The sequence below is a fragment of the Vibrio rotiferianus CAIM 577 = LMG 21460 genome (assembly GCF_002741985.1).
Lineage (GTDB): Bacteria > Pseudomonadota > Gammaproteobacteria > Enterobacterales > Vibrionaceae > Vibrio > Vibrio rotiferianus.
Genome location: NZ_APHW01000108.1, coordinates 190838 through 206619, shown reverse-complemented (window position 1 = coordinate 206619; position 15782 = coordinate 190838). Strand labels below are relative to the sequence as shown.

Sequence of the window (15782 nt, the reverse complement as noted above, 5' to 3'; positions counted from 1 at the left end):
GCACACCTTGCTGATTTTTATGATTTTCTTACAAGCGATTGAGCAATCATGGGTATACTTATGTTAATTCTTCAATATAAGAGCGAACGCAAATGAACAATCGCGGATTACAAGGACTCTTCCTTTTAGGTTCACTAACGCTTATTGGCTGTTCTTCTACAGACGGCATTTCTACCGATAATGCTGACTCTCAAGCGTCTGTAGAGGTAAAAAGCGCCGATGCAGCGACCATTGCAACTTGGATTGACCAAAGCGTTTTGATGCCGCAGGGGCTTTCTTTGGAGACTGACAAGATCCGATACATGACTGGGTCTGCTGATTTGAACAGCGATGGTTCAGCAGAGCACTTTGTCCTTCTTCAAGATCGTTACTTCTGCGGAAGTGGTGGTTGCGCTGCCTACATGTTCGATAACAGTGGCAAGGTGATCAATCGTATGTCGGTGACCAGAACACCTGTGGTATTAGCAGACAGCTTCAGCAATGGTTGGCAAGACTTTATTGTGTGGAGTAACGGTGCATACCGCCAAATGAGCTTTAATGGTGAGTCTTACCCAAGTAATCCGTCGTTAGAGCCTAAGGTTGATCGTGATACCAATGTACAGGCTGCTATTGCTTATGTAATGGCGACAGAGCTGTACCAACAAGATGGTTATGATATTTTGCCTGCGGATGATAAAGAGATCTGGACGCCAGCAAATATATACCACTTCACGTTTAAGCATTATGGAGACCCACACAGTGTGTATCAGGCCACGGTCAATATCGACAGTGGGGATGTGGATATCGAATCGGTACCGATGCAATAAATCGACTTGTTAAACAAGAAAAGGGCGAACACTTATTATAAGCGTTCGCCCTTTGTTTTAGGTGCTCATGTACGCGATATGGTGTTTGTTTTCGCAAGGCTTTCGAGGTTACTAGGGCACAATAAAAAACACCTCCCAAAGCCGAGGCTAGAGGGAGGTGTCGAATGCCAAATCGAGGGAGGCATTGTTAACTGTTATTTAATCGCTGTTTGCGATTAAGCTGCAGCTTGTTGTTTCGCTTCTGATTTGTTCTTTAGGAACGCGTAAGTGAAGCCTGTTACCGCTGTACCTGCTGCAATTGCTACCAAGTACATCAGTACTGGAGAGATTGCGTTAGGGATTAGCAGTACGAATAGACCACCGTGTGGTGCCATTAGTTTTGCGCCAAACAGCATAGATAGAGCACCTGTTAGTGCGCCACCAGCCATACATGATGGGATTACACGCATTGGATCTTTCGCTGCGAATGGGATTGCACCTTCAGAGATAAAGCACAGACCAAGAACGAATGATGCTTTACCCGCTTCACGCTCGCTTTGCTCAAACTTGTTCTTAGCAAGGAATGTCGCAAGGCCCATACCAAGTGCCGGAACCATACCTGCTGCCATGATTGCCGCCATTGGTGCGTAAGTTTGCGAAGCCAATAGACCCACACCGAATGCGTAAGCGGCTTTGTTTACTGGACCACCAAGGTCGAAACACATCATTGCGCCAAGGATAATACCCAGTAGAACTGCGCTGTCAGAACCCATGTTGTTTAGGAAGTCAGTTAGGCCGTTCATGATGCCCGAAACCGGACCACCTACGATGTAAATCATCACCAGACCCGTGAACAAGGTTGCCACAAATGGGATGATCAGAATCGGTTTAAGCGCTTCCATCGATTGTGGCAGTTTCACTTTGTCAGCAAGGAACTTCGCTGCGTAACCGGCAATGAAACCTGCTGCGATACCACCAAGGAAACCTGCGCCAGTTGAGCTAGCAAGCATACCGCCAACTAGACCCGGAGCCAGACCCGGGCGGTCAGCGATAGAGAAGGCGATGTAACCAGCAAGTACTGGAATCATCAATGCGAATGCAGACCCACCACCGATGTTCATCAGTGCTGCTGCCAGCGTGCCTTCTTCTTTAAACGCTTCGATACCAAATACGAAGGATAGGGCGATGATCAAACCACCTGCAACCACAACAGGAAGCATGTGCGATACACCTGTCATTAGGTGTTTGTATGCGCCTTTCTTCTCTTCTGCTGCTGATGATGCGCTAGAAGAGCCAGAGTGTTGGTATACACTTGCTTGTTCAAACGCTTTGTCCATCTCTTCAGCCGTTTTCTTTAGAGCTGGACCAGTCTTAGTGCGGTACATCTTCTTGCCGTTGAAGCGGTCTAGAGGCACTTCGATATCGGCTGCGATGATCACTAAATCTGCGTCTGCGATTTCTTGGTCAGTCAGTTGGTTTTTTGCCCCTACTGAGCCACGCGTTTCCACTTTGATTTGGTGACCACGACGTTTGCCTTCTTCTTCTAGTGCTTCTGCTGCCATGAAGGTGTGTGCAACGCCTGTAGGACATGCTGTGATCGCAACAATCTTCTTCGTTGCTGACGCGCTTTCTGCTGGTGCTGCTACTTGTGCCGTAACTGTGGTTGCTTGCTCTAGTGTTGCTGAGTTTTCAACCGCAGTCTGTAGGAAAGCCATTGCGTCTTTTGCAACGGTGCTGATATCTGCTTGGTAGACTTTTTTACCTACGAAACGAGAAGTATCAACTGGAGTGTTAGCCGCAATTACGATCGCTTCTGCTTGTTCAATGTCAGCATCTGTCAGTAGCGTTGGTTCAACGATGTTTGATTGGCATTCAATCTTAGCGTTCCAACCCAGCTTCGCCGCTGCTTGTTCTAGTAGGCCTGCCGCTATGATGCTGTTCGCAACACCGCTTGGACAAGCTGTAATAATGGCAATATTCATACTGATAACCTTCTGTTCCTTAGTTTTTGTCTAAGTTCGTATTAGGGTAAAGCTCGCTTACTTGCGTTTGGAGCTTGATGTTCTCCAGTTCTTCCTGACTGGTTAGGCCAACGCCAACTTGGCTCACTGCTAGGGCAGAAAGCGCTGTAGCGAAGCGCAGTAAATCGTTTTTCGGCATCACTTGCATGTGACCCCAGCACAAGCCCGCGACAAGCGTATCGCCGGCGCCAACGGTGCTAACTACATTCATTCGTGGTGGTTGGGCACGCAGCCATTCACCTTGGTTAAGCCACATCACGCCGTCTGCACCCATAGAAACCACGATGTTCTCAATGCCTTTATCGCTTAGCGTTTGCGCTGCTGCTTGGCATTGCTCTGGTGTGGTTAGGTGCTCACCAACGAAATCGCTTAGCTCTTCGTCGTTTGGTTTGATCAACCAAGGGTGCGCGTCGATACCTGCACGCAACGCTGCTTTGCTGCTATCGAACAGTACTTTTTTGCCTTGCTGATGTAGCTTTTCAATCCACGCCGCACATTGCTCTGCGGTTACGCCGCCTGGTAGGCTGCCAGCAAGTACGAAGTAATCGTGTGTTTCTGCAAGGCGGAATAGGGTTTGCTCAAAGCGCTCAATTTCTTCTGCCGTTACTTGAACACCAGGGAAGTTGATGTCGCTGACTTGGCCATCGGCTTCAACCAATTTCACGTTAATACGCGTTGCGCCTTCGACTTCAACAAATTCGTTTTTCACTTTGATGTCGTCGAAAAGCTGGTGGAATAGTTCTGGGTTGTCTTTGCCAAGAAAGCCTGTCACGGTCACGTCTGCGCCTAGGTCACTCAGTACCTTCGCCACGTTTACGCCTTTGCCTGCTGCATGCAGGTTGCTCTTTTCTACAAGGCTAACTGAACCTACTTTTAGCGAGTCCAATGAGCCAGTTAGATCAAGGGCTGGGTTAAGCGTGATGGTAACGACTTTGTTTGTTTTCAATTCGGTCATTCTCGCGCTCCTTAACCTTCACCAAGACCAGAAGCGATCGCTTTACCGATAGACTCAATTGCCAGCTCTGCATCTGGGCCTTCAGCAGAGAATTGAAGCTGGTGGCCGTGTTTCACGCCAAGTGCGATAACTTTCATTAGGCTCTTCGCATTTACCGCTTTGCCATCACCGTCAAGGTTTGCTACTCGAATGTTCGATTCGAATTTCTTCGCTTCAGCAACCAGCATTGCACCTGGACGAGCGTGTAGGCCGTGAGCATTCTTGATCTTGAAGACCGCTGTATTGCCATCTTCAGCCGCTTCTGTAGCCATTTCTTCGCCTTTGAATAGCGCAAGAATCTGTTCAGCAGACGCATCAAGTAGTTTGTTGTGTTCATTGTTAAACACAAGCTTAGAAATTGTGCTTAAGATAGATTGATGTGCGTTGTTGCAAGCAGCAAAAGCGACTAGAGCACGAACTTTCTCGCCTTCAAACTCGCAGAAGTTGGCGGTTGACACAAAAGCAACACCAGTGCGAGTGACTCGCTTATCGCTACCAACTAGCCATAGCCCTTGGCCAAGGTGCGTCGGTGTTTTCGTTACTAGGTCAGCTACAAACTCTGTACCAGCACAACCTGTGTTTTTAAGTAGGCCGCCCGCAACCGCGCTCATTTGAACCATGTCGCTTGCAGGAAACTGAAGCTGAATCAAAGATGCATCGAAATCCGCTTCGAGTTGAACATCACCATGAAGTAGGGCGATGATATCGTCTTCACTTTTCGCATCACGTAGACGCGCTTCAACACCGTCCGCACCCAGTACTTTGGTTAGCTGCTTAAGAATGCCTAAGTGTTCATCGGATTTTGCTGCGATACCGATAGCAACGAATACTCTATTGCCGTCACCCCATTCAACGCCTTCTGGGAAGTGGTGAACCGCAACGCCAGTGGTTTTCACCATTGAACGTGTATCGGTTGTTCCATGTGGGATCGCAATACCGTTACCCAAGAATGTTGAGTTTTGGTTTTCACGGTTTAGCATGCCTTCTACATAGCCTTGTTCAACCAGACCTTTGTCTGCCAGGCTTTGAGCGATGTTTTTGATCGCTTCAAACTTATCTGTAGCGGATTGAGATAGGGTAATGTCGTTCTTACTTAGCTTAAGCATGGTGCTTCTCCAGCCTTAAGGTATCTATTTCTAATTCATCTTGGTTACGCAGTGCGCTTATCTATGCGTAACGCCGTTTATCTGTTGTTTGCTGACCCGGTGTATCTCTTGCTACGCAGTATGCTTATCAATATAAGCTGCTTAACAATGAACTGAATCGATTCAGCAATTGGGCAAATTTTTAAAGCATTCAGCGAAACCGTTTTTAAAATCATAGGGTAATCAATCATTGCTTTATTGTGTCTATAGCTTCGAAAAGCGAGTCTGCAATGGGTGATTTTGGTGATTCTCGTCAATTTTTGAGTTTTGCTGAATCCTTTCAGCTTTTATACTGAATCGGTTCAGCATATAATTCAACTTATCGAAGGATCATTGATGTATTAATATGATCCTGCGCACAGAATAAGGCTTACGATATGACACTGGATGAGATAGCAAAATTGGCTGGGGTTTCTAAGACCACAGCAAGCTATGTGATTAACGGAAAGGCGCAGAAGTACCGCATTAGCGAGAAGACCCAAAAGAAAGTGATGGCGGTAGTCGAGCAATACAACTACAAGCCGGATCACGCCGCGTCTTCACTGCGGGCAGGCAATTCACGCTCGTTCGGATTAATCATTCCTGATTTAGAGAACACCAGTTACGCACGTTTAGCAAAGCTGATTGAGCAGAACTCGCGCAAAGCGGGTTATCAGATTCTAATTGGTTGCTCAGATGACAATCCACAAACTGAAGAGAAGGTTGCGGAAGCGCTGGTTAGCCGCCGCATTGATGCGTTGTTTGTGGCGAGCAGTATGCCAGCAGCCAGTGAGTATTACTTAAAGCTGCAAAACTCGGGCACGCCAGTTATCGCACTCGACCGCCCTATGGATGATGAACACTTTTGCTGTGTGATCAGTGAAGATTTCGATGCGGCATTTGAACTTACCGAATCGGTGCTGTCTTCGGAAATTGAATCCATCGGTTTGATTGGCGCATTGGAAGAGCTTCAAGTTTCTAAAGAGCGTGAACTGGGTTTCCGTTCTGCTTGCCAGCAAGAGGGGAAAAAGGTGCTTGTGGGTTATGGCCAGCACTTCTCTCGTGAGGAAGGCAAGAAAGTGCTGGAAGAGTGGATTGCAAAAGACCAACTACCTGATGCGGTAGTGACCATGTCTTACACTTTATTGGAAGGCGTGTTGGACGTGATGTTAGAAAAGCCAGAACTGATGGGCAAAGTACGTTTGGCCACCTTTGGTGATAACCGCTTACTGGACTTCCTGCCAATCAAAATCAACTCGCTACCACAGCAATTTGAGCTGATTGCCGACAGCGCAATGGAGCTTGCACTTAACGCTTCAGCGAAACGATATAAAGCGGGTGTAGAGTTAATTCCGCGTAAGATTGTAAAGCGTCACACCGACGCTAAAGCTTAATTTCTACCGTCAGCGCCACAAACGCGTGGTCGCTGGCGTTCTTATCTCTCTACAACGATGGATTGATTAAGTGCGAATCCAGCACTTGGTAGTCTGTTACTTCCGCTATTGATACATCGGCGTGCGCATCAAACTCCTGCGACAGTAAGATGTAATCCAACACGTTTCCTTTGGCAAAATGGTAGTGTGTCGCCGGTCGTGACTCTAGCGACGGTGACATTTGTAACTCCCAACCATCGCTGAGTTGCAAATCAGTGACGCCGTCACCGTAATGCTCGGTCAAAACATTGTTAACGCTCGTTGGTGTGATGGCTTGGTTCATGTCCCCCATTAATACTGTCGGCGTTGGAATCAATGCGTACTGCCTTTGCATGGCGTCGCGCAGCATTGCTGCTTCCCAACCGCGTTGTTGCGTTGACAGCCAGCGGGCAATCGGTCGGCTTGCTTGTTCCGGTGTACCTGAGTCTGCAGGGCGTTGTGACTTCAAATGTGTGACGTACACAGAGATATGACCAATGATAGGGTGAACAATGCAGGCGCGAACGGGTTTGCGGCTGAAAGTTGGCGCGTCAATTTCACCAAAGGCATTTAGCGTCTCTTCATCGAATGTAACCGCTTCAAAGCTTTCAATCGGAAAGCGCGAGGCGACAGCGACAACAGGGCGAGAGTAGATGTAATCGCCTTCGATATGTGGCGTGTCGACCGTGGCAAAGTACTCGTAACCTATTTCGGCAAAGAAGGCTTTGGTCTCTTCTATGCTAAATACCTCTTGTAAGCCAATGACATCAGGATCGAGCTGTTCGAATTGCGATTTGGTCCAAGCGAGTTTGTCGTGCCAATCATCGAGTGAGTAGATGTTCTCGAAATCATAATAAGCACCAGGTGGAGCAATAAAGTTAAACAGGTTGGCGCTGGCAAAGGTAATGTGGTTCTTATTAGACAAAATATCGCTCGTTCAAGGAGTTATTGGGTGAGTATATACCCAATTGGACAAGTTGAGTGAAGATCACGTTTCTATTTGTACGCATTCCGTTTAAACTCCGTTCATCAAGAAAAATGAGTAATGAACATGACCCAAGATTACGAACACGAAGAGTATTTAGAAGGCGAAGAGATTGAGATCGAAGCGATCGGTATCGACGTTGACGCGCACCCAATTGAGCTGTACAAGCTTTTCAAAATCGCAAACTTGGTGAGTGGCGGTGGTGAAGCAAAACACATCATCGAAGAAGGTTACGTAGCGGTAAATGGTGAGCTAGAAACGCGTAAACGTCGTAAAATGTACGACGGTGATTTCTTTGAGTTCAACCAAGAATATTATGTCGTTGTGTGTGATGCGCCAGTGACTGAGCCAGAAACTGCAGAGCAAAAGGCAGAGAAGAAGGCGAAGAAAGAAGCGCAAGCGGCACGTAAAGAAAAGTCTCGCTCGAAAAAGAACGAGAAAGCGAACGTTAAGGGCCCTAAATCGACGGGTCGTAAAGCGGCACACAAAGAGCGTAAAGCTCAGCAAGAAGCGCTGTCGCAGTCAGCTAAGAAAGGTAAGAAAGCGGACAAGCCTCAAGCGGTTCGCGATCCTAAGAGTGGTCGTAACTCCATCGACTTCTTCTAAGCGTTTCCTTTCGATATTAAAATCGACGTAAACAGAAAAGCGCCGCCTTGGTGAGTAACCTAGGCGGCGCTTTTGTATCTAAAACGATTCAATCTGTATCTTCGATAATACGTTTAATGCAGAACTTTGGCATTGGCTTTTTGCACTGTCCAATGGTGGATTGATTTTGGCTTTCCTAGATAGAACCCTTGATAAAAGTCTACGCAGAGCGCTTGCATTGCAGCCAGTTGGTTCTCTTGCTCGACGCCTTCAATCACAACCTTCGCGCCTAAATTCTGTGCGAGCTCCATAGCGCTGAAGACGGCATCTTCGTTACCATTGCAGAACTCTAATAAATAAGAACGGTCAATCTTGATAATATCAGGACAGAGCTGAAGAACTCTTTTTTGGTCGGAATACTGGGCGCCGTAGTCATCAATTGCGAATAGGAAACCACTGGCTTTAAGTTTTTCGACGGCCTTTATAAGGCTCTCTGTTTCTTCACAATGCTGTTCAATTACTTCAAAAACAACGTCGCTCGTATCCATATTAAGGGCTTTTAAACGTTGATAAAGCAACCCTGTATCTTTGAACCCCATATCGGTGGTTAACGTGAGTAGGGCGGCAGGCATGACGTTTAAGAACAACTTAACCCCAGAACCAGCAAAGTGCTTGGCAAAATTTCGTATATGGATAGCGCGACTTAGGAACTCTACGGCAAGACGGAAACTCTTATCCCAACTGTTGTCGGAGAAGAAGATGTCTGGTCGGATTGAAACACCATCTACGGTTTCGATACGAAGGAGAGCCTCCATACCAATCAGTGTTCTTGAGTGGTCAAAAATGGGCTGATATACGCTTCTAAAGACAAATTGATGAAGATGCACGCAATGCTCTCCATTCTCGTCAATCCGAATATAGCGTTCATAATCAGATTGTTTTGTTAGCTCCATGCTATGTACCGAATGCTATTCATATTTTCAATGTAACAATATGAGGGTTCTATTGAAACCCCATTCGGTATCGAATTGCGAGGCTTATTGAGTTAATTTGAAATAGATTCCGATTTTTTCTCGATGTACCTAAAAAACATTGATAGACCGAAACAAATCAGGAAGTAAACAAAGCCTACAATGAGCCAAATTTCGAAAATGTAGCCTGAAGAGTTCGCCATTTCTGTACCGACGAAGGTCATTTCTTGAATTGAGATCAGTGAGACAATTGAGGTGTCTTTGACTAAAGAAATAGTTTGCCCTGCAAGCGCTGGTGTAATTGCTTTTAGTACCTGCGGCGCAATGACGAAGCGATATTTGACCCAAGATGAAAGACCAAGAGAGTCTGCCGCTTCCCATTGCCCTTTATCAACGCTCTGTAATCCAGCACGCACCACTTCTGCAATGTAGGCAGAAGAAAGCAGACCAACACAAAGTACGCCGGATGCCAAGTTTTCCCAAAGATTCGCTGGGCCGAATAGGAAGTGTTGAATCGAGTTAGGTTCGCCACGGTAGTTGCGAAGAAGATCTTCTAACCCAAGTAACGGAATCAGCTGGTTAGAGATAAAGAAATAGAAGATAAATACGAACACCAATGGTGGGATATTTCGTACCAACTGAATAAACGCGTTGGCGGGTGTGCGCAACCAGACAGAATTTGAGAAGCGTGCCAGACCGAGTAGGGTACCCAATACCAGCGCAAAGGTTATGCCCCAAAGGCTAAGGCGTAAGGTTGAAATTAAGCCTTGAAAAAAATACGGCAAACCACCGTCTGATCTGGGTGTGAATAACAGATCAATCGCATCTTTCCAATGCCAGATGTAATTAACACCAACAGTTGAACGATGGTAGAGCCAAACCCCAACAAACGCACAGATGGCCAGTAGCACCCAATCGAGTAGGTTAAAACGGCTGAAGAAAAAGCCTGAATTAGATTTGGTTGGTGCAACGCGAGAGGTGGTTTGTCCGCTCAAGGTTCGACTCCGTTAGTAAAGAAGAAACCGACCCGCTAAACGAGTCGGTGTATTTAGTTATTGCAAACGTTAGGGGCGTTATTGACCTTGTGCAATTTGGTCTTGCCAATCTAGCGTTGAGAACCAGTATTCGTAACGCTCATCTAGCCAACCATCTTGAGTGCGTGCTTCAATCCATTTGTTGAAGAAGGCTTTTTTGTCTTCCTCACCTAAACGAACAGCAAAGGCTTCGTTACCTTTCGATAGACGCTCTGTAAATGGAATGAATAGTTTGTCTGCGTGTTTGACTGCTTCGTGCTCTGGTTTTGGGCTTGATGCGATTACAGCGTGCGCATTTCCGTTAAGGACTTCTTGAAATGCTTGAGCATCGTCATCGAATTGAAGGATCTTTGCTTTAGGGAAGGTTTCGCGCGCAACTTGAACGGTGAATGCACCGCGACGAGCGGCAATTTTCACGCGGCGAGAGTTGAAATCAGAAAACTCACTAAAGCCTTCGGCTAACTCTTTGTTTGCCGCGACTTGAACGCCAGAGTGGGAATAAGGTTCCGTGAACAGCACGCTCTTAGAACGTTTAGGGGTAATCGACATTCCGCCAATGATAACGTCAAACTTTTTTGCCAACAGAGCAGGGATAATTCCGTCCCATGCTGTCGGTACGAATTCGACTTTCAAGCCAGAATCAGCAGCAAGTCGTTTTGCTACGTCGATTTCAAAACCAATTAGCTCACCTTGCTTATTACGCATCGCCCATGGTACGAATGTCGACATACCAACGCGAAGCGTGCCGCGCTCTTTAATTTGATCTACGTTTGGTGTTGCTGCTTCTTCATTGGCTAATGAAGGTAAAGCAATCGCAAGCCCCAGTAATGCAGTAATGGTCGCTTTGAATAACTTCATGTTATCTCCTTATAATTTGCGCCAACTGGCTCCTAGTTTGTGTTCCAGCCAAGCGGATAAGCCAGAAAGTGATAATGTGAGAGCAAGGTAGATTGCTGCCACAGTAAACCAGATTTCAAATGGCATCGCCGTTTCAGAGACGATGTTTCTTGCCTCGGTTGTGAGGTCGAATATTGCCATCACACTGACGATTGAAGAGTTCTTAATCAGAGAAACCACTTCATTGGTCAATGGTGGCAGAGTACGTTGAAGTACCTGCGGAAGAATCACGTCTTTGTAGGCAAAGAAAGGGGATAGCCCTAGGGTCTTCGCCGCTTCAAACTGACCTTTTGGAATGCTATTTAAGCCCGCACGGAATATTTCTGCAGTGTAAGCACCTTGGAAAAGCGATAACGCTAAGACCGCAGTACTGAACCTGTCTAAGCCAATAACAGGGCCAAACACGAAGTAGAGCAGGTAAATCTGCACCAGTAGCGGCGTGTTGCGAATCAACTCTACATAAGCCGTACCAATCGCGTTACCCACTTTGGAGTTGCTCAGGCGCAGTAACGCAGTGACGAAACCAATAACCAAAGTGAAGAATAGACTAAGTGCAGAGATTTTTAGGGTAACGAGTAGCCCATCTACTAATTCTGCAGGCCACCACTCACCATCTTCATAAAAGGCGATGTAGTCTGGCACACGCTCCCATTGCCATTGATAACCCATCGCTTGTGCTCCGGAATCGAGCACCCAAACGATCGCAACCAATAGAATCGCGATTTGTAATATGGCTTGTAAAACGGGTTTTAGGATTCGAGATACCATCGGCTAGTAGCTCAGAATCTGATTTAAAAACGCTTGAGTGCGAGGGTGCTGTGGTGTCTCAAAGAGTGCGATTGGTGAATTCATCTCGATGATTTCCCCTTCGTCCATAAACACCACTCGATTCGCGACCTTCTTCGCAAAACCCATTTCGTGAGTCACACAAATCATGGTCATGCCGCTTTGTGCAAGTTCAACCATGACGTCTAATACTTCGTTGATCATTTCGGGATCGAGCGCAGACGTTGGTTCATCAAACAATAATAGGTCAGGTTCCATGCAAAGCGAACGGGCAATTGCAACACGCTGTTGCTGACCACCGGAAAGCTGAATGGGGTACTTGCTGGCTTGCTCTTCGATGTTAACGCGTTTGAGATACTGCATCGCGCGCTTTTCCGCTTCTTGTTTAGAAAGCTTAAGCGTGCGAATAGGGGCAAGGGTGAGGTTTTCTAAAACCGTAAGGTGTGGAAACAGATGAAAGTGTTGAAACACCATACCTACTTTGCCAGGTTTTTGCATTTTAGAATCGGCTGGTTGTTCGAAAACGTTGAGCTCGCCTTCTTGAATAGATTCTAAGTGGTTGATACAACGGATAAGTGTGGATTTACCTGAACCAGAAGGGCCACATACAACAACGATTTCACCGGTGTGTACTGAAAAATTAATATCTTTAAGGGCGTGGTATTCACCGTACCACTTGTTTACGTTGTTAAATTCAACAACAGGAGTGTTCTCGTTCAAAGGGGCACGCTTTTAGTGATAACAATGGAGCTACAATAGCAAGTTATGACCTTAATTTCATTAACTTAAGTCTCTTATCTAACGAGGATGTAAAGGTTTGGTTATATCGTGCGCTATAAAAAAGACCTGCCATGTGGCAGGTCAAGTCCCTATGGATCAAGTTATGGGAGAAAAATTCAAGTTTGAGCTTGAATAAGGGGGAGGTAAGACTACGCCGCGATATCTTCGGCAGGCTTGACGTGAGAAGTCATATTCAAGCTCAGTAAGCGACAGGCATTAATTTCCCCCATGCCTTCTATGGAATCCAGCTGAGTCATTAAGATTGATGAGATATGAGCTTCGCGAGCCTTCTGGCGTAAACAATCTACAATCTGCGGTGCTAGTTCGATTTTGGCTCCTGCAGATTTGAAATACAAAGGTTCAACTCCTCGCAGGATTGTCATTTGTGCAAGTAAAGCAGGATTATCACTAAGAGCCCAAATCTTAGTCTTACTCTGGCATCGAGACATTAATAGCGGCGTTTCTCCATGTTGGGTTAAAATCGCAACGCCAAGATCTTGATGTGCGCGAGAAGCCGAAATCATCGATGAGAGCGCAAAGCTTTTACCGGGGGTAGAACATAGATGTTGAAGGCTATCCCAGCAGTCGTGGTTACATTCCAGTTCGTGCTCTGCACCTTGTGCGATACGAACCATAGCTTCGACTGCTTCGATTGGGTATTTACCCGCTGCGGATTCTGCTGAGAGCATAACAGCGTCTGTCCCATCAATAATCGCGTTTGCCACGTCTAGCACTTCAGCCCGAGTAGGGAGTGGGTTTTCGATCATTGATTCCAACATTTGTGTCGCAGTGATCACAGGTTTACCCCAATGCTTAGAGCGATTAATTAGTGATTTTTGAACCATCGGTAATCGCGCGTCACCTATCTCTACACCTAAATCGCCGCGAGCAACCATGATGATGTCTGATGCGATAATTACGTCATCCATAGCTTCTTTGGTTTCAACTACTTCGGCACGTTCTACCTTAGCGACAATCTTGGCATCGCAACCTGCTTTATGCGCTAAGCTGCGAGCGTATTCGATATCTTGTGCATTGCGTGGGAAAGAGATAGCAAGGAAGTCGGCACGAAGTTTTGCTGCGGTTTCGATGTCTTGAATGTCCTTCGCGGTAAGAGCAGGTGCAGAAAGACCGCCACCTAATAAGTTGATGCCTTTACGGTTAGATAATTTACCGCTATTTAATACTGTTGTTTTTATCCATTGCTCGTCAGTATCGACTTGATTTACTTTAAGCTGAATGCGGCCATCATCCAGCAGCAGAATATCGCCTACGTTCACATCTTGAATTAGCTCTGGATAATCAAGGCCAACAATTTCTTGGTTGCCAGCTTTTGCGTCGAGTGTTCCGCTCAGAGTAAACACTTCTCCTTGATTGAGTTGAATAGCACCATTCTCAAAGCAAGAAATACGAATTTTGGGGCCTTGTAAATCCACTAGTACCCCAACATAAGTGTTAAGTTCGGTTGCAATTTCACGAACTAAATGCGCACGTGCGATGTGCTCTTGCGCGGTTCCATGCGAAAAGTTGAGCCTGACGATGTTAGCGCCAGCTTTGATTAAGTTAGTCAGTGTTTCACGGCTTTCACTCGCTGGACCTAGCGTGGCCACAATTTTGGTTTTACACATTTGTCACCTCAATCGACACATTAAAAGGAAAATAGAAATAGGGGGCTATTAATTTCGTAAGCACTCTTAGTAAAAGAACTTAAGGAATTAGAGAAGTAAGCGGGAGTAGCCTCCCGCTTTCGTCATGAATTAGTGACTAGGGCGAACTTCTAGCTCTGTTTCTTCAACAGGGTCGATATCAACCACTTTCTTCGCATTCCAAACAGTCAAAGCAAGAAGCAGAGAAATTACACCAGCGGTTAACCAGAAATATTGCGCTTGCGAGAAGTCGTATTTGGTTACGCCATCAATTTCGGTGATTTTGATAAGAGAAGCAGATACTAGCTCTTGACCAGAAGCAGCGATGTAAGAGAACAGGCCGATAAAACCTTTAACTGCACCAACAGCATTCTTAGGCATTAGGTCACATGCAGTTAGACCAGCAAGGAAGACAACTAGGCCACCAATAGCGAAACCAATCAAACCTAATGCAACTGCGTCAACAATGCGGTTGTCTGGACCAAAGAACATCAAGCACATACCACCAATGTTTGCCAATCCGTAAAGTAGAGTTGGGATGTGGCGATTAGAGTTGAACAGCTTGTCAGAGATAATGCCCGATAGTATTGCACCTGCGAGACCAGCAATTGGGTAGGTAGACATTGCAAAACCAGCGTCGATCAATGAGTAACCTTTTGCCTCTTGGAGGTAAAGAACAGCCCAAGAAGACATTGCGTAACGTGAGATGTACATCGCCGCACATGCCGCAGCAATTAGCCAAACTGTTGGTTGCTTCATGATGAACATTTGAGCGCGACGAGTTTCTTTCGGGTCGTTCTTTTTCTTAATCTCAGGCTCTTCGTCAAACGCAGTTGCTGAATCCGGCAAGCCGTAAGTTTGTGGGCGATCTTTTAGGATGAAGAACATACATAGTGCTGCTGCAATCGCTGCGATACCGGCACCGATGAAACCGGCGCGCCAGCCAAAGTAGCTCACTAGAGAAGCAGTTAAGATCCAGGTGATACCTTCACCGATGTTGCGTGATCCACCCCAAATAGAGTATCGGCTACCACGTTGCTTTGGTGAGAACCATTGGAATAGAGACACACAAGAAGGTGCTGAACCAACAGATTGGAACCAACCGTTTAGCCCCCAGAGTAGAACGAAGAAGAAAGCCGTTGTGTTCAAACCCATGGATACTGCTGTGATACCTGACAGTAGCAGTGAGAACGACATAAATCGGCCAATGTTGGCATAGTCAGAAAGGAAGCCGTTCGAGAACTTACCAAAAGCGTAAGTGAAGAAGAAAGCTGAACCCATGATGCCGAGTTCTTCGATAGTTACGATGCCTGCATCCAGCATTGGTTTTTTTACAACGCCTAAACTCATACGTACTACGTAGAAGACGGCGTAACCAAATACCAAACCTAAAAATACATGCCATTGGTAGCGTTTGAAACGCGCCTGCATTTCCTCTTTCGAGCCATCTGAAAGAGGGAGGTCAGGGCGTGTTTTAAAGAAGTTAAACATGTTGCACTCCAAGTTTTAATTACAAATTTTTTGTCGCAGGGCCATCTTGGAGTGACAGATTGCACAGTACAAAGGCATGAATTTGAGACAGAATTGACTCATATTGATATTTAGGCTGAGTCAAAAACGGGAATTTAGAACGGTAGCCTGAGACTTGTTACTGATAGAATATGCGTAGTTTTGGTTGAAGTGCGTCAATAATGACTCAAACACACTCTGTAAGATTTTTTGACAATCTGTAATAGATTTGAGTTACCGCACATTATTTAAG

Annotated in this window: 14 protein-coding genes; 3 read left to right on the top strand and 11 right to left on the bottom strand. The window is 46.1% G+C overall.

Annotated elements, in window-relative coordinates:
• The first annotated feature begins 92 nt into the window (after positions 1 to 92).
• Positions 93 to 806 (top strand): hypothetical protein, encoded by a 714-nt coding sequence (locus B853_RS23275; protein ID WP_010451963.1) that lies wholly within the window; start codon positions 93 to 95, stop codon positions 804 to 806.
• 215 nt (positions 807 to 1021) lie between these two features.
• Here the strand turns inward: B853_RS23275 and fruA are convergent, their stop codons facing one another.
• From fruA to fruB, 3 genes are read right to left on the bottom strand one after another with little or no spacing between them, the layout of a single operon-like run.
• Complete coding sequence (fruA, locus tag B853_RS23270) at positions 1022 to 2767, bottom strand: PTS fructose transporter subunit IIBC (protein WP_038884003.1); 1746 nt, start codon at positions 2765 to 2767, stop codon at positions 1022 to 1024.
• Positions 2768 to 2786: 19 nt separating this feature from the next.
• Entirely contained in the window at positions 2787 to 3761 is a 975-nt protein-coding gene (gene pfkB / locus B853_RS23265) for a 1-phosphofructokinase (RefSeq protein ID WP_038884005.1), read from the bottom strand.
• 11 nt (positions 3762 to 3772) lie between these two features.
• On the bottom strand, positions 3773 to 4906 hold the full coding sequence (gene fruB / locus B853_RS23260; protein WP_038884006.1) for a fused PTS fructose transporter subunit IIA/HPr protein: 1134 nt from the start codon (positions 4904 to 4906) through the stop codon (positions 3773 to 3775).
• A gap of 416 nt (positions 4907 to 5322) precedes the next feature.
• On the opposite strand from fruB, the gene cra reads away from it, so the two are divergent.
• Entirely contained in the window at positions 5323 to 6318 is a 996-nt protein-coding gene (gene cra, locus B853_RS23255) for a catabolite repressor/activator (RefSeq protein WP_038884008.1), read from the top strand.
• Positions 6319 to 6367: 49 nt separating this feature from the next.
• Here the strand turns inward: cra and B853_RS23250 are convergent, their stop codons facing one another.
• Positions 6368 to 7261 carry an endonuclease/exonuclease/phosphatase family protein gene (locus tag B853_RS23250; RefSeq protein ID WP_128827026.1) on the bottom strand — a complete coding sequence of 298 codons (894 nt, stop codon included), beginning with the start codon at positions 7259 to 7261 and terminating at the stop codon, positions 6368 to 6370.
• Positions 7262 to 7387: 126 nt separating this feature from the next.
• On the opposite strand from B853_RS23250, the gene B853_RS23245 reads away from it, so the two are divergent.
• The gene (locus B853_RS23245; RefSeq protein ID WP_050568940.1) at positions 7388 to 7927 is read left to right on the top strand and encodes an RNA-binding S4 domain-containing protein; all 540 of its coding nucleotides are present in this window, start codon (positions 7388 to 7390) and stop codon (positions 7925 to 7927) included.
• Positions 7928 to 8040: 113 nt separating this feature from the next.
• Here B853_RS23245 and B853_RS23240 read toward each other — a convergent pair whose 3' ends face one another.
• From B853_RS23240 to B853_RS23210, 7 genes are all read right to left on the bottom strand, one after another.
• The gene (locus tag B853_RS23240) at positions 8041 to 8859 is read right to left on the bottom strand and encodes an EAL domain-containing protein (RefSeq protein WP_038884011.1); all 819 of its coding nucleotides are present in this window, start codon (positions 8857 to 8859) and stop codon (positions 8041 to 8043) included.
• 92 nt (positions 8860 to 8951) lie between these two features.
• Positions 8952 to 9872 carry an amino acid ABC transporter permease gene (locus tag B853_RS23235; RefSeq protein ID WP_038884012.1) on the bottom strand — a complete coding sequence of 307 codons (921 nt, stop codon included), beginning with the start codon at positions 9870 to 9872 and terminating at the stop codon, positions 8952 to 8954.
• 78 nt (positions 9873 to 9950) lie between these two features.
• A complete protein-coding gene (locus tag B853_RS23230; RefSeq protein WP_038884014.1) occupies positions 9951 to 10769 on the bottom strand; it encodes a transporter substrate-binding domain-containing protein in 819 nt (272 codons plus the stop codon).
• A gap of 9 nt (positions 10770 to 10778) precedes the next feature.
• Positions 10779 to 11576 carry an amino acid ABC transporter permease gene (locus B853_RS23225; protein WP_038884015.1) on the bottom strand — a complete coding sequence of 266 codons (798 nt, stop codon included), beginning with the start codon at positions 11574 to 11576 and terminating at the stop codon, positions 10779 to 10781.
• A 3-nt stretch (positions 11577 to 11579) separates the two neighbouring features.
• On the bottom strand, positions 11580 to 12314 hold the full coding sequence (locus B853_RS23220) for an amino acid ABC transporter ATP-binding protein (RefSeq protein ID WP_038884017.1): 735 nt from the start codon (positions 12312 to 12314) through the stop codon (positions 11580 to 11582).
• A 209-nt stretch (positions 12315 to 12523) separates the two neighbouring features.
• Positions 12524 to 14002, bottom strand: coding sequence for a pyruvate kinase (pyk, locus tag B853_RS23215; protein ID WP_038884018.1), 1479 nt, complete (start codon positions 14000 to 14002; stop codon positions 12524 to 12526).
• Between the two features lie 129 nt (positions 14003 to 14131).
• Complete coding sequence (locus B853_RS23210) at positions 14132 to 15511, bottom strand: MFS transporter (RefSeq protein WP_038884020.1); 1380 nt, start codon at positions 15509 to 15511, stop codon at positions 14132 to 14134.
• Between the last annotated feature and the right edge of the window lie 271 nt (positions 15512 to 15782).

Bases quoted from the DNA above. Each gene is read 5' to 3' on its own strand.
- cra (WP_038884008.1), top strand. From the start codon at position 5,323: ATGACACTGGATGAGATAGCAAAATTGGCTGGGGTTTCTAAGACCACA.
- B853_RS23275 (WP_010451963.1), top strand. From the start codon at position 93: ATGAACAATCGCGGATTACAAGGACTCTTCCTTTTAGGTTCACTAACG.
- B853_RS23230 (WP_038884014.1), bottom strand. From the start codon at position 10,769: ATGAAGTTATTCAAAGCGACCATTACTGCATTACTGGGGCTTGCGATT.
- pfkB (WP_038884005.1), bottom strand. From the start codon at position 3,761: ATGACCGAATTGAAAACAAACAAAGTCGTTACCATCACGCTTAACCCA.
- fruB (WP_038884006.1), bottom strand. From the start codon at position 4,906: ATGCTTAAGCTAAGTAAGAACGACATTACCCTATCTCAATCCGCTACA.
- B853_RS23240 (WP_038884011.1), bottom strand. From the start codon at position 8,859: ATGGAGCTAACAAAACAATCTGATTATGAACGCTATATTCGGATTGAC.
- B853_RS23225 (WP_038884015.1), bottom strand. From the start codon at position 11,576: ATGGTATCTCGAATCCTAAAACCCGTTTTACAAGCCATATTACAAATC.
- fruA (WP_038884003.1), bottom strand. From the start codon at position 2,767: ATGAATATTGCCATTATTACAGCTTGTCCAAGCGGTGTTGCGAACAGC.
- B853_RS23245 (WP_050568940.1), top strand. From the start codon at position 7,388: ATGACCCAAGATTACGAACACGAAGAGTATTTAGAAGGCGAAGAGATT.
- pyk (WP_038884018.1), bottom strand. From the start codon at position 14,002: ATGTGTAAAACCAAAATTGTGGCCACGCTAGGTCCAGCGAGTGAAAGC.
- B853_RS23210 (WP_038884020.1), bottom strand. From the start codon at position 15,511: ATGTTTAACTTCTTTAAAACACGCCCTGACCTCCCTCTTTCAGATGGC.